This window comes from Salmonella sp. 2018103 (assembly GCF_026247685.1).
Taxonomy (GTDB): domain Bacteria; phylum Pseudomonadota; class Gammaproteobacteria; order Enterobacterales; family Enterobacteriaceae; genus Salmonella; species Salmonella enterica.
On the sequence record NZ_CP111029.1, the window covers coordinates 3,710,565 to 3,723,584 of the forward strand.

Annotated in this window: 11 protein-coding genes and 1 riboswitch; of the genes, 8 read left to right on the forward strand and 3 right to left on the reverse strand. The window is 56.6% G+C overall.

Translation table 11 applies throughout. The features are described from left to right. Complete coding sequence (leuC, locus tag OLG56_RS17985; protein WP_001140632.1) at nucleotides 1-1,401, forward strand: 3-isopropylmalate dehydratase large subunit; 1,401 nt, start codon at nucleotides 1-3, stop codon at nucleotides 1,399-1,401. Nucleotides 1,402-1,411: 10 nt separating this feature from the next. After that, nucleotides 1,412-2,017 (forward strand): 3-isopropylmalate dehydratase small subunit, encoded by a 606-nt coding sequence (gene leuD, locus OLG56_RS17990; RefSeq protein ID WP_000818267.1) that lies wholly within the window; start codon nucleotides 1,412-1,414, stop codon nucleotides 2,015-2,017. Nucleotides 2,018-2,302: 285 nt separating this feature from the next. On the opposite strand, the gene sgrT is transcribed toward leuD, so the two are convergent. Beyond that, nucleotides 2,303-2,425, reverse strand: coding sequence for a glucose uptake inhibitor SgrT (sgrT, locus tag OLG56_RS17995; RefSeq protein ID WP_000553886.1), 123 nt, complete (start codon nucleotides 2,423-2,425; stop codon nucleotides 2,303-2,305). A 92-nt stretch (nucleotides 2,426-2,517) separates the two neighbouring features. On the opposite strand from sgrT, the gene sgrR reads away from it, so the two are divergent. From sgrR to thiQ, 4 genes are all read left to right on the forward strand, one after another. Continuing rightward, nucleotides 2,518-4,176, forward strand: a complete 1,659-nt coding sequence (gene sgrR / locus OLG56_RS18000; RefSeq protein ID WP_079900450.1) for an HTH-type transcriptional regulator SgrR — start codon at nucleotides 2,518-2,520, stop codon at nucleotides 4,174-4,176. 47 nt (nucleotides 4,177-4,223) lie between these two features. Next, a riboswitch (TPP riboswitch) is annotated at nucleotides 4,224-4,323 on the forward strand. A 31-nt stretch (nucleotides 4,324-4,354) separates the two neighbouring features. Further along, the gene (gene thiB, locus OLG56_RS18005) at nucleotides 4,355-5,338 is read left to right on the forward strand and encodes a thiamine ABC transporter substrate binding subunit (protein ID WP_001642471.1); all 984 of its coding nucleotides are present in this window, start codon (nucleotides 4,355-4,357) and stop codon (nucleotides 5,336-5,338) included. Then, nucleotides 5,314-6,924: a thiamine/thiamine pyrophosphate ABC transporter permease ThiP gene (gene thiP, locus OLG56_RS18010; protein WP_079900451.1), complete on the forward strand. Its 1,611-nt coding sequence runs from the start codon at nucleotides 5,314-5,316 to the stop codon at nucleotides 6,922-6,924. The genes thiB and thiP overlap by 25 nt, the downstream gene beginning before the upstream one ends. Then, the gene (gene thiQ / locus OLG56_RS18015; protein WP_000915973.1) at nucleotides 6,908-7,615 is read left to right on the forward strand and encodes a thiamine ABC transporter ATP-binding protein ThiQ; all 708 of its coding nucleotides are present in this window, start codon (nucleotides 6,908-6,910) and stop codon (nucleotides 7,613-7,615) included. Before thiP ends, thiQ begins: the two co-directional genes overlap by 17 nt. Before the next feature lie 38 nt (nucleotides 7,616-7,653). Here thiQ and OLG56_RS18020 read toward each other — a convergent pair whose 3' ends face one another. After that, nucleotides 7,654-8,421, reverse strand: a complete 768-nt coding sequence (locus OLG56_RS18020) for a DedA family protein (protein ID WP_061377108.1) — start codon at nucleotides 8,419-8,421, stop codon at nucleotides 7,654-7,656. Nucleotides 8,422-8,539: 118 nt separating this feature from the next. Further along, nucleotides 8,540-9,385: an arabinose operon transcriptional regulator AraC gene (araC, locus tag OLG56_RS18025; RefSeq protein WP_000852385.1), complete on the reverse strand. Its 846-nt coding sequence runs from the start codon at nucleotides 9,383-9,385 to the stop codon at nucleotides 8,540-8,542. A 340-nt stretch (nucleotides 9,386-9,725) separates the two neighbouring features. On the opposite strand from araC, the gene araB reads away from it, so the two are divergent. Together araB and araA are read left to right on the forward strand one after the other, a co-directional pair. Beyond that, nucleotides 9,726-11,435 carry a ribulokinase gene (araB, locus tag OLG56_RS18030; RefSeq protein WP_061377109.1) on the forward strand — a complete coding sequence of 570 codons (1,710 nt, stop codon included), beginning with the start codon at nucleotides 9,726-9,728 and terminating at the stop codon, nucleotides 11,433-11,435. Between the two features lie 10 nt (nucleotides 11,436-11,445). Beyond that, nucleotides 11,446-12,948, forward strand: a complete 1,503-nt coding sequence (gene araA / locus OLG56_RS18035; RefSeq protein WP_052934887.1) for an L-arabinose isomerase — start codon at nucleotides 11,446-11,448, stop codon at nucleotides 12,946-12,948. Nucleotides 12,949-13,020 lie beyond the last annotated feature (72 nt).

Here is a 13,020-nt window from a genome sequence, read left to right on the forward strand (position 1 = left end):
ATGGCCAAAACGTTATACGAAAAATTATTTGATGCCCACGTGGTCTTTGAGGCGCCAAACGAAACGCCGCTGCTGTACATCGACCGCCACCTGGTGCATGAAGTCACCTCTCCGCAGGCGTTTGACGGTCTGCGCGCGCACCATCGTCCGGTACGTCAGCCAGGGAAAACCTTCGCCACGATGGATCACAACGTCTCGACGCAGACTAAAGACATTAATGCTTCCGGTGAAATGGCGCGTATCCAGATGCAGGAGCTGATTAAGAACTGTAACGAGTTCGGCGTCGAGCTGTATGACCTGAATCACCCATATCAGGGCATCGTCCATGTGATGGGGCCGGAACAGGGCGTCACCCTGCCGGGCATGACCATCGTCTGCGGCGACTCCCACACCGCCACCCACGGCGCGTTTGGCGCGCTGGCCTTCGGCATCGGCACTTCTGAGGTAGAACATGTACTGGCGACGCAAACCCTGAAACAGGGGCGCGCTAAAACCATGAAGATTGAAGTCACGGGCAACGCCGCGCCGGGCATTACCGCCAAAGACATCGTGCTGGCGATCATCGGTAAAACCGGTAGCGCCGGCGGCACCGGACACGTGGTTGAATTTTGCGGCGACGCGATCCGCGCGCTGAGTATGGAAGGCCGCATGACGCTGTGCAATATGGCGATTGAGATGGGTGCCAAAGCCGGTCTGGTCGCCCCGGATGAAACCACTTTCAACTACGTAAAAGGGCGTTTGCACGCGCCGAAGGGCCGCGATTTTGACGAAGCCGTCGAGTACTGGAAAACGCTGAAAACCGATGACGGCGCGACCTTTGATACTGTCGTCACCCTGCGAGCAGAAGAGATCGCGCCGCAGGTGACCTGGGGCACGAATCCGGGCCAGGTGATTTCCGTCACCGACATCATCCCCGATCCCGCCTCTTTTAGCGATCCGGTTGAGCGCGCCAGCGCCGAAAAAGCGCTGGCTTATATGGGCTTACAGCCGGGCGTACCGTTAACGGACGTTGCTATTGATAAAGTCTTTATCGGCTCTTGTACCAATTCGCGTATTGAAGATTTGCGCGCGGCGGCGGAAGTCGCCAAAGGGCGCAAAGTCGCGCCTGGCGTACAGGCTCTGGTGGTGCCGGGTTCAGGTCCGGTGAAAGCGCAGGCGGAAGCGGAAGGTCTGGACAAGATCTTTATCGAAGCAGGATTTGAATGGCGCTTACCGGGCTGTTCCATGTGCCTGGCCATGAATAATGACCGCCTGAACCCGGGCGAGCGCTGCGCATCCACCAGCAACCGTAACTTTGAAGGCCGTCAGGGCCGCGGGGGTCGCACGCATTTAGTCAGCCCGGCGATGGCCGCCGCTGCCGCCGTTACCGGCCACTTCGCCGACATTCGCAGCATCAAATAAGGAAACTACCATGGCAGAGAAATTTACCCAGCATACCGGCCTGGTTGTCCCACTGGATGCCGCCAACGTCGATACCGATGCAATTATCCCTAAACAGTTTTTGCAAAAGGTTACGCGCACCGGTTTTGGCGCCCATCTGTTTAACGACTGGCGTTTCCTGGACGAAAAGGGCCAACAGCCAAATCCGGAATTCGTGTTGAACTTTCCGGAATATCAAGGCGCGTCGATACTGCTGGCGCGGGAAAACTTTGGCTGCGGCTCGTCACGCGAGCACGCGCCGTGGGCGTTGACCGATTACGGCTTTAAAGTGGTGATCGCGCCAAGCTTCGCCGACATCTTCTACGGCAACAGTTTCAATAATCAACTGCTGCCGGTAACCCTGAGCGACGCACAGGTCGATGAGCTGTTTGCCCTGGTGAAAGCCAATCCGGGCATTAAATTTGAAGTGGATCTGGAAGCACAGGTGGTGAAAGCAGGCGATAAGACCTACAGCTTTAAAATCGACGACTTCCGCCGCCACTGCATGTTGAACGGTCTGGACAGCATTGGGCTGACGCTGCAGCACGAAGACGCGATTGCCGCCTACGAAAATAAACAACCGGCATTTATGCGGTAACCCTTCACGCCTTACCGGGCCTACAGGTTATGCAATATCACCCGGTTGCCATTATATTCTGTAGGCCTGATAAGCGTAGCGCCATCAAGCTCCGGGTTACTCATCAGTCGCTCATGCCGGGGATATTCCGGCATTTTTTATACGATTTTTACTCGCCCGGTCACCACCTGCGTGACCACAGAAACAGCCGAAATAAAAAAAGCCAGCAGGTATTATCTGCTGGCGGGTGATTTTAGGCTATCGCCTACACCAATACTCAGTCACACATGATGTCTGCAATTGGCTTCAATCGGTCGCCTCCCACTGCATCAGTTCCGCGAGCATTTTTAAGCGCTGCGGCGCACTCAGGCAAGCCAGCCAGGACGTTTTTTCCGTCGCGGCAAAATATCTCAACCAGAACTGGTGCATAGTGACCTCTTCCTCTTGCTTCATCGAAAGATATTATTGGCCTAATATAGGGATAATAAAATTGCTGAGTTTTTCATCGGAGTTCCCCTTTTATGCCCTCAGGTCGCCTGCAACAACAATTTATCCGTCTCTGGCAATGTTGTGACGGTAAAACGCAAGACACCACGCTTAATGAGCTGGCGGATCTGCTGAACTGTTCGCGTCGCCATATGCGTACGCTGCTAAATACGATGCAGGCGCGCGGTTGGCTAACATGGGAAGCCGAAGTTGGACGCGGAAAGCGTTCGCGTCTGACGTTCCTGTATACCGGACTGGCGCTGCAACAGCAGCGGGCGGAAGACCTGCTGGAACAAGATCGAATCGATCAACTGGTACAACTGGTCGGCGATAAAAGCGCTGTCAGGCAAATGCTGATTTCCCATCTGGGACGCAGCTTCCGCCAGGGGCGGCATATTCTGCGGGTTCTTTACTATCGTCCGATGCACAATCTCCTGCCGGGAACCGCATTACGTCGCTCGGAAACTCATATTGCCCGGCAAATTTTCAGTTCGCTCACGCGGGTAAATGAGGAAAACGGGGAACTGGAAGCGGACATTGCGCACCACTGGCAGCAAATTTCCCCTTTACTGTGGCGCTTCTACCTGCGCCCCGGCATTCATTTTCATCATGGCCGCGAGCTGGAGATGGAAGATGTCATCGCCTCGCTGACGCGTATCAATACGCTTCCGCTTTACTCGCACATCACAAAAATAGATTCCCCTACCGCGTGGACGCTGGATATACATCTTTCCCAGCCGGATCGCTGGTTGCCGTGGCTGCTGGGCCAGGTCCCGGCGATGATTTTGCCGCGGGAGTGGGAAACGCTGGCTAATTTCGCCAGCCACCCTATCGGCACCGGGCCTTATGCCGTGCGGCGTAATACGCCGAACCAACTCAAGATACTCGCCTTTGATGATTACTTCGGCTATCGGGCGTTGATAGACGAAGTGAACGTCTGGGTACTGCCGGATATCAGTGAAGAACCGGCCTGCGGCTTGATGCTGGAAGGGCCGATACAAGGCGGTGAAAAAGCGATAGAAAGCCGACTGGAAGAGGGGTGCTATTACCTGCTATTCGACGCCAGAACGCCGCGCGGCGCGCATCCGCAGGTCAGAGAATGGGTAAGCCACGTCCTCTCCCCTACCAATTTACTCTATCATGCCGATGAACCGCTACAGCAGCTCTGGTTCCCGGCCTATGGGCTTTTACCGCGCTGGCATCACGCCCGTCCAGGCCCGGGCGAAAAACCCGCCGGGCTGGAAACCCTCACGCTGACCTTCTATCGCGAACACATTGAGCACCGGGTTATCGCCCGTATCATGAGCGCGCTTCTGGCTGAACATCAGGTGCATCTGCATATTCAGGAGATCGACTACGATCAATGGCACGCCGGCGACATCGAAAGCGATATCTGGCTCAATAGCGCTAACTTTACGCTGCCGCTGGATTTCTCGCTGTTCGCGCACCTGTGCGAAGTACCGCTCTTGCAGAACTGCATTCCGCGCGACTGGCAGGGCGACGCCACGCAGTGGCGCGCTGGCGAGATGAACCTGGCGAACTGGTGCCAGCAGCTGCTGACCAACAAAGCGATTGTGCCGTTGATCCACCACTGGCTGATTATCCAGGGACAGCGCAGTATGCGCGGGCTGCGCATGAATACCCTCGGCTGGTTTGATTTTAAATCGGCGTGGTTTGCGCCGCCGGACCCTTAAAAGCCAGCTCTTAATTGCTGCCCGGCAACAAAATCACTACACTAACGCCGAACTCAACGGGGTGCCGCGCTCATGCGCGCGCTGAGAAAATACTCGTCGAACCTGATCCGGATAATGCCGGCGAAGGGATTTGAGGTTACCTCTCAAGTCCTTTGCCACTCTTTAACTGAGGTGCAAAGTGTTAAAAAAATATCTTCCGCTTTTACTCCTGTGCGCGGCGCCTGCTTTCGCCAAACCCGTTCTCACCGTCTATACCTACGACTCGTTCGCCGCCGACTGGGGGCCAGGCCCGGCGGTGAAAAAAGCGTTTGAAGCCGATTGCAACTGCGAGCTGAAACTGGTGGCGCTGGAGGATGGCGTTTCACTGCTCAACCGCCTGCGGATGGAGGGGAAGAACAGCAAAGCCGATGTGGTGTTGGGGCTGGACAATAATCTGCTGGAAGCGGCCACGCAAACTAAACTTTTTGCCAAAAGCGGCGTGGCGAATGAAGCGGTCAAGGTGCCCGGCGGCTGGAAAAACGACACATTTGTGCCGTTCGATTACGGCTATTTCGCCTTTGTCTACGATAAAAGCAAGCTGAAAAATCCGCCGAAAAGCCTGAAAGAACTGGTCGAGAGCGATCAAAAATGGCGGGTGATTTATCAGGATCCGCGTACCAGTACGCCAGGGCTGGGGCTATTACTGTGGATGCGCAAAGTCTATGGCGATAACGCGCCGCAGGCCTGGCAAAAACTGGCGGCCAAAACGGTGACGGTGACGAAAGGCTGGAGCGAGGCCTACGGTTTATTTCTGAAAGGTGAAAGCGATTTGGTGCTCAGTTACACCACCTCTCCAGCGTATCACATTATTGAAGAGAAGAAGGACAATTACGCCGCCGCGAACTTCAGCGAAGGCCATTACTTACAGGTAGAAGTCGCGGCGCGTACCGTCGCCAGTAAGCAGCCGGAACTGGCGGAGAAATTCCTCAAATTTATGGTTTCTCCGGCGTTTCAGAACGCCATACCCACCGGCAACTGGATGTACCCGGTAGCGGACGTCGCCTTACCCGCAGGGTTTGAATCATTGGCAAAACCCTCCACAACGCTGGAATTCACGCCGCAACAAGTGGCAGCACAACGCCAGGCATGGATTAGCGAATGGCAACGCGCCGTCAGCCGTTAATTCCCGGCTGGCTGATTCCGGGGCTGTGCGCCGCTGCGCTGATGATAACCGTCTCGCTGGCAGCCTTTCTGGCGCTTTGGCTGAACGCGCCGGCGGGCGCGTGGTCGACAATCTGGCGGGATAGCTACCTGTGGCATGTGGTGCGCTTCTCATTCTGGCAGGCGTTTCTGTCCGCAGTGCTGTCTGTGGTCCCGGCGGTTTTTCTCGCCCGCGCGCTTTATCGACGCCGTTTTCCTGGACGTCTGGCGCTGCTGCGTCTGTGCGCCATGACGCTGATTCTGCCGGTACTGGTTGCCGTGTTCGGTATTCTTAGCGTGTATGGCCGTCAGGGCTGGCTGGCCTCGCTGTGGCAGATGCTGGGGCTTCAGTGGACATTCTCCCCCTACGGCTTGCAGGGCATTTTACTGGCGCACGTCTTTTTTAATCTGCCAATGGCGAGCCGTTTGTTGCTGCAATCGTTGGAAAGCATTCCCGGCGAGCAGCGCCAGCTCGCCGCCCAGCTCGGTATGCGCGGCTGGCATTTTTTCCGTTTTGTCGAATGGCCGTGGCTGCGCCGCCAAATTCCGCCCGTCGCGGCGCTGATTTTTATGCTCTGCTTCGCCAGTTTCGCAACGGTTCTGTCGCTCGGCGGCGGTCCGCAGGCCACCACTATCGAACTGGCTATCTTTCAGGCGCTTAGTTATGACTACGATCCTGCCCGCGCGGCGATGCTGGCATTAATCCAGATGGTCTGCTGCCTGGCGCTGGTACTACTAAGCCAACGGCTGAGCAAAGCGATTGCGCCGGGGATGACGCTGACGCAGGGCTGGCGCGATCCTGACGATCGTCTCCACAGCCGTCTGACGGACGCCTTATTAATCGTGCTGGCGCTGCTGCTGCTGCTTCCGCCGCTGGTCGCCGTGGTGGTCGATGGCGTCAACCGCAGCCTGCCGGAGGTGCTGGCGCAACCCATTCTGTGGCAGGCTGTCTGGACATCGCTACGCATTGCGCTGGCGGCGGGCGTTCTGTGTGTGGTGCTGACCATGATGCTGCTGTGGAGTAGCCGCGAGCTACGCCAACGCCAGCAACTATTCGCCGGACAAACGCTGGAACTCAGCGGGATGTTGATCCTCGCGATGCCGGGGATCGTGCTGGCGACAGGCTTCTTTTTACTGCTCAATAACAGCGTTGGCTTACCGGAATCCGCCGACGGCATCGTGATTTTCACCAATGCGCTGATGGCAATCCCCTACGCGCTAAAAGTCCTGGAAAACCCAATGCGCGATATTACCGCCCGTTATGGAATGCTGTGCCAGTCATTAGGAATTGAAGGCTGGTCGCGGTTAAAGGTCGTGGAACTGCGGGCGCTGAAACGTCCGCTGGCACAGGCGCTGGCGTTTGCCTGCGTACTTTCTATCGGTGATTTTGGCGTCGTCGCGCTTTTCGGCAATGACAATTTCCGCACGCTGCCGTTTTATCTGTATCAGCAGATCGGCTCCTACCGCAGCCAGGACGGCGCGGTGACCGCGCTGATACTGCTGCTGCTCTGCTTTACGTTATTTACCCTCATAGAGAAACTACCGGGCCGACATGCTAAAACTGATTGATATCACCTGGCTTTACCATCATTTGCCGATGCGTTTTACGCTGGCGGTAGAACGCGGCGAGCAGGTGGCGATTCTTGGCCCCAGCGGCGCGGGAAAAAGCACGTTGTTGAATTTAATTGCCGGTTTTCTTGCACCTGCCAGCGGTACGCTACTGATTGCCGGCGAAGATCATACGCTTACGCCGCCCTCACGCCGTCCGGTCTCAATGCTGTTTCAGGAGAATAATTTATTCAGCCACCTGAATGTGCAGCAAAATATCGGTCTGGGGCTAAACCCCGGGTTAACGCTCAACGCCAGCCAGCGGGAAAAACGGGACGCTATCGCACGTCAGATGGGCATTGAGAGTCTGATGGCGCGTTTACCGGGCGAACTGTCCGGCGGCCAGCGTCAGCGGGTAGCGCTGGCGCGCTGCCTGGTACGTGAACAGCCGGTACTGCTGCTGGATGAACCGTTCTCCGCGCTCGATCCCGCGCTGCGCCAGGAGATGCTGACGTTGGTCAGCGATATCTGCCGCGAGCGACAGCTCACGCTGTTGATGGTCTCGCACAGCGTGGAAGATGCGGCGCGAATTGCGCCCCGGTCAATCGTCGTCGCCGACGGGCGTATCGCGTGGCAAGGCAAAACAGACGAGCTACTAAGCGGTCAAGCCAGCGCCTCAGCGCTATTGGGCATCAAATCCCATATTTTGTAGGCCGGATAAGGCGAAGCCGCCATCCGGCAAAGGAATCGTTAGTAACCCACAACTTTGCGCAGAATATCGATATATACCGGCATCAGCGGGTGGCGAATCAGCACCACCAGCGCGACCACGCCGATCCCGAGCGTCAACGGCGCCAGATACAGCAAACGGCTGCGGGGGAAATACGCGGTTAAACGATCGACTGCCGCTTTGCCGCTGCGCCACAGCCGCCAGCATAGCCAGCCTCCGACCCACAGCAGCAACGCCGTCGCCAACAGCAGCCATTTGAAATCTCCGCTCTGCATATCGGAAGGAATATCGATTGCCGCTCCCGCCAGAATGCCCGGCAGGAAATAAAACGGCGGCCACAGCAAACAGCCAATCAAGTTCGGCCCAATAAATTTCGCCACGGGAAGATCCAGCATCCCTGCCACCATCGGTACCAGCGGCCTCGTCGGGCCGACAAAACGTCCGACCAGGATCGTGAACATACTGTGCTGATGCAGCGCGTGTTCGGTTTTATCCAGCAGCGACTTGTTCTTTTTCATAAAAGACCAGCGGTGTAGCGGCTTTTTAAAGCGCCACCCCAGCCAGAACGAAATCCAGTCGCCCATCAGACAGCCGATAATACCCACCAGCCAGGCATGCCAAAAATTGAGCTCGCCGCTGCCGATAAGCGCGCCCAGCCCCGCCATCAGTACCGTACCGGGTAAAATCAACCCCACCAGCGCCAGAGATTCCAGGAAGGCGACCAGCAACACGGCGATAAGCGAATACAGAGTGGATTGGGTGATAAAGTGTTCCAGCAGTGCTTGCATAGTGTGTCCGTCAGCGTGATGAAGCAGGGATTCTGCTTACCCCGTCCCCCTTCGTCAAGCCGTCAATTATCCGAATAGTTACGGCTTATGACATCTTTGTGGACACATCATTCACTTTTTATTCACATCCGGCCCTGAACTCGCTAGGACTTGCCCCGGTGCATTTTTTAAATACCCGCGAAAAATAGAGCTGATCGTCAAATCCAACATTGCGCCCAACGGACGCTATCGGCATTCGCGTAGTGCTAAGCAGAAGTTTCGCCTGGCTGATACGCTGATCTTCGCGCCAGCTCAATACGCTAATGCCTAACTGCTGGCGGAACAGATGCGATAACCGGGAGGGCGACAGGCAGACATGCTGGGCGACGCTGGCGATATCAAAATGACTGTCCGCGAGATGGTCGCTGATATACTGGCAGGCATCGCGCACACGGCTATCCATCGGCGGATGCAACGACTCATTAATTACCGCCATACGTCTGAGCAACAACTGCTCCAGCAGATTGATCGCCAGTAGCTCAGAATAGCGGCCTTCCCCTTGCCCGGCGCTGATGATCTGCCCGAACAGTTCGCTGAAATGCGGCTGGCGCGCCTCGTCCGGGCGGAAAAATCCTGTCTGGGCAAAGATTGTCGGCCAGGTCAGCCACTCCTGCCAGTAGGCGCGAGGCCGGAAATAAACCCACTGGTGATACCACTCGCTGGCGTCCGGATGCCGTCCATAGTGATGAATCTCGCCCGGCGGAAACAATAATATATCGCCAGGCCGACAGACAAACTGCTCGCCATTATTATTAATGACGCCCTCTCCGCGGATGGTCAGGTTAAGAATATATCCCTTCATGCCCAACGGACGATCGATAAAAAAATCCAGATATCCATTCGCTTCAATTGGCGTCAGTCCGGCGACCAGATGGGCATTAAATGAATATCCCGGCAATAGCGGATCATTTTGCGTTTCAGCCATGATTTCTCTACCCCCCGATGTTCAGAGAAGAAACAAATTGTCCATATTGACCAGGACGACAGTGCTTACGTCTCCGCAAGACCTTGTGCGTGATGAAAGCACGTATCAACCCCGCTTGTGAAAAGCGCTTTGTAACAAAAGCGTACAGTTCAGGCGATAAAATTAAGTAACAGAAGTGTCTATAACTATGGCTGGAATGTCCACATTGAATATTTGCACAGCGTCACACTTTGCAAAGCATTAGCATTTTTGTCCATAAGATTAGCGAATCCTGCCTGACGGTTTTTGCCGCGACTCTCTACTGTTTCTCCATACCTGTTTTTCTGGATGGAGTAAGACGATGGCAATTGCAATTGGCCTCGATTTTGGCAGTGATTCAGTGCGCGCTCTGGCAGTGGACTGCGCCACCGGCGACGAGATCGCCACCAGTGTAGAGTGGTATCCGCGCTGGCAAGAAGGCCGTTATTGCGACGGCCCGAACAACCAGTTCCGTCATCATCCGCGCGACTACATGGAGTCAATGGAGACCGCGCTGAAAGCCGTTCTGGCACAACTAAGCGCCGCGCAACGCGCAAATGTCGTTGGCATTGGCGTTGACAGCACCGGCTCTACGCCAGCGCCGATTGACGCCGACGGTAACGTCCTGGCGCTGCGTCCGGAGTTCGCCGAGAACCCGAATGCGATGTTTGTGCTGTGGAAAGATCACACCGCGGTGGAAGAGGCCGACGAAATCACTCGTCTGTGCCATAAGCCAGGCAAGGTCGACTACTCGCGCTATATTGGCGGCATTTACTCCAGCGAATGGTTCTGGGCGAAGATTCTGCACGTCACCCGTCAGGATAGCGCCGTCGCGCAGGCCGCCGTCTCGTGGATTGAACTGTGTGACTGGGTGCCGGCGCTGCTTTCCGGCACCACTCGCCCGCAGGATATCCGCCGTGGCCGCTGCAGCGCCGGGCACAAAACGCTGTGGCATGAAAGCTGGGGCGGCCTGCCGCCCGCGAGCTTCTTTGATGAACTCGATCCGTGCATTAACCGTCATCTGCGCTACCCGTTATTTAGCGAAACCTTCACCGCCGATCTGCCCGTGGGCACCCTGTGCGCCGAATGGGCGCAGCGCCTCGGCTTGCCGGAAAGCGTAGTGATTTCCGGCGGCGCGTTCGACTGTCATATGGGCGCGGTCGGCGCGGGCGCGCAGCCCAATACGCTGGTAAAAGTCATCGGCACGTCTACCTGCGACATTCTGATTGCGGATAAACAGAGCGTCGGGGATCGCGCCGTGAAAGGCATTTGCGGTCAGGTTGACGGCAGCGTGGTGCCGAACTTTATCGGTCTGGAAGCGGGCCAATCTGCTTTCGGCGATATCTACGCCTGGTTTAGCCGCGTGTTGAGCTGGCCGCTGGAACAACTTGCCGCGCAGCACCCGGAACTGAAAACCCAGATTAACGCCAGCCAGAAGCAGCTACTGCCAGCGCTCACCGACGCCTGGGCGAAAAATCCGTCCCTGGATCACCTGCCGGTGGTGCTCGACTGGTTTAACGGTCGCCGCACGCCAAACGCTAATCAGCGTCTGAAAGGCGTCATTACCGATCTCAATCTCGCCACCGACGCGCCAGCGCTGTTTGGTGGTCTGGTCGCCTCGACCGCCTTCGGCGCGCGCGCCATTCAGGAGTGTTTTACCGATCAGGGTATCGCGGTCAATAACGTGATGGCGCTTGGCGGCATCGCCCGTAAAAATCAGGTCATTATGCAGGTCTGCTGCGACGTACTGAATCGTCCGTTGCAGATCATCGCTTCCGACCAGTGTTGCGCATTAGGCGCCGCTATCTTTGCCGCCGTTGCCGCGAAGGTCCATACCGATATTCCTGCCGCCCAGCAAAGCATGGCGAGCGCGGTAGAACGCACTCTGCGCCCCCACCCTGAACAGGCGCAACGCTTCGAACAGCTTTACCGCCGCTACCAGCAGTGGGCGCTAAGCGCAGAACAACATTATCTTCCGACTGCCGCGCCGGCGCCAACGACCCCGGCCAATCAGGCAATCCTGACTCATTAAGGACACGACAATGACGATTTTTGATAATTATGAAGTATGGTTTGTGATTGGCAGCCAGCATTTGTATGGCGCAGAAACCCTGCGTCAGGTCACTCAACATGCCGAGCATGTGGTCAACGCGCTGAATACCGAAGCCAAACTGCCATGTAAACTGGTATTAAAACCGCTGGGCACCTCGCCGGATGAGATTACCGCCATTTGTCGTGACGCCAATTATGACGATCGCTGCGCAGGGCTGGTGGTCTGGCTGCACACCTTCTCCCCGGCCAAAATGTGGATCAACGGGCTGAGTATCCTTAACAAACCACTACTGCAATTCCATACCCAATTTAACGCCGCCCTGCCGTGGGACAGCATCGATATGGACTTTATGAACCTGAACCAGACTGCGCACGGCGGCCGCGAGTTCGGCTTCATCGGTGCGCGGATGCGCCAGCAGCACGCGGTCGTCACTGGCCACTGGCAGGATAAAGAGGCCCATACGCGTATCGGCGCCTGGATGCGCCAGGCGGTCTCTAAACAGGATACCCGCCAGCTAAAAGTCTGCCGCTTCGGCGACAATATGCGTGAAGTCGCAGTGACTGACGGTGATAAAGTGGCCGCGCAAATCAAATTTGGCTTTTCGGTCAATACCTGGGCGGTCGGCGATCTGGTGCAGGTGGTGAACTCCATCAGCGACGGCGATATCAACGCTCTGATTGACGAGTATGAAAGCAGCTATACCCTGACGCCCGCCACCCAGATCCACGGCGATAAACGCCAGAACGTGCGGGAAGCGGCGCGTATTGAACTCGGTATGAAGCGTTTCCTGGAACAGGGCGGCTTCCACGCATTCACTACTACCTTTGAAGATTTACACGGTCTGAAACAGCTTCCGGGTCTGGCCGTACAGCGTCTTATGCAACAGGGCTACGGCTTTGCGGGCGAAGGCGACTGGAAAACCGCCGCTCTGCTTCGCATTATGAAAGTGATGTCAACCGGTCTGCAGGGCGGCACCTCATTTATGGAGGATTACACCTACCACTTCGAGAAAGGCAACGATCTGGTGCTCGGCTCGCACATGCTGGAGGTGTGTCCCTCCATCGCGGTGGAAGAGAAACCGATCCTCGACGTCCAGCACCTCGGCATTGGCGGCAAGGAAGATCCGGCGCGTTTGATTTTCAATACCCAAACCGGCCCGGCGATCGTCGCCAGCCTGATCGACCTCGGCGATCGTTATCGCCTGCTGGTCAACTGCATTGACACCGTAAAAACGCCGCACTCCCTGCCGAAACTGCCGGTGGCTAACGCGCTGTGGAAGGCGCAGCCGGATCTGCCGACCGCCTCCGAAGCGTGGATTCTGGCTGGCGGCGCGCACCATACCGTCTTCAGCCACGCGCTGGATCTGAACGATATGCGCCAGTTCGCAGAAATACACGATATCGAAATCGCGGTGATTGATAACGATACCCGTCTGCCGGCCTTTAAGGACGCGCTGCGCTGGAACGAGGTGTATTACGGTTTAAAACGCTAAAAGTGGGGTCTGAATGCCCGGTGGCACTGCGTTTACCGGGCCTACGGTCCTGTAGGCCGAATAAGGCATTTG

Bases quoted from the DNA above. Each gene is read 5' to 3' on its own strand.
- thiQ (WP_000915973.1), top strand. From the start codon at position 6,908: ATGCTAAAACTGATTGATATCACCTGGCTTTACCATCATTTGCCGATG.
- araB (WP_061377109.1), top strand. From the start codon at position 9,726: ATGGCAATTGCAATTGGCCTCGATTTTGGCAGTGATTCAGTGCGCGCT.
- sgrR (WP_079900450.1), top strand. From the start codon at position 2,518: ATGCCCTCAGGTCGCCTGCAACAACAATTTATCCGTCTCTGGCAATGT.
- leuD (WP_000818267.1), top strand. From the start codon at position 1,412: ATGGCAGAGAAATTTACCCAGCATACCGGCCTGGTTGTCCCACTGGAT.
- araA (WP_052934887.1), top strand. From the start codon at position 11,446: ATGACGATTTTTGATAATTATGAAGTATGGTTTGTGATTGGCAGCCAG.
- araC (WP_000852385.1), bottom strand. From the start codon at position 9,385: ATGGCTGAAACGCAAAATGATCCGCTATTGCCGGGATATTCATTTAAT.
- leuC (WP_001140632.1), top strand. From the start codon at position 1: ATGGCCAAAACGTTATACGAAAAATTATTTGATGCCCACGTGGTCTTT.
- OLG56_RS18020 (WP_061377108.1), bottom strand. From the start codon at position 8,421: ATGCAAGCACTGCTGGAACACTTTATCACCCAATCCACTCTGTATTCG.
- thiP (WP_079900451.1), top strand. From the start codon at position 5,314: ATGGCAACGCGCCGTCAGCCGTTAATTCCCGGCTGGCTGATTCCGGGG.
- sgrT (WP_000553886.1), bottom strand. From the start codon at position 2,425: ATGCACCAGTTCTGGTTGAGATATTTTGCCGCGACGGAAAAAACGTCC.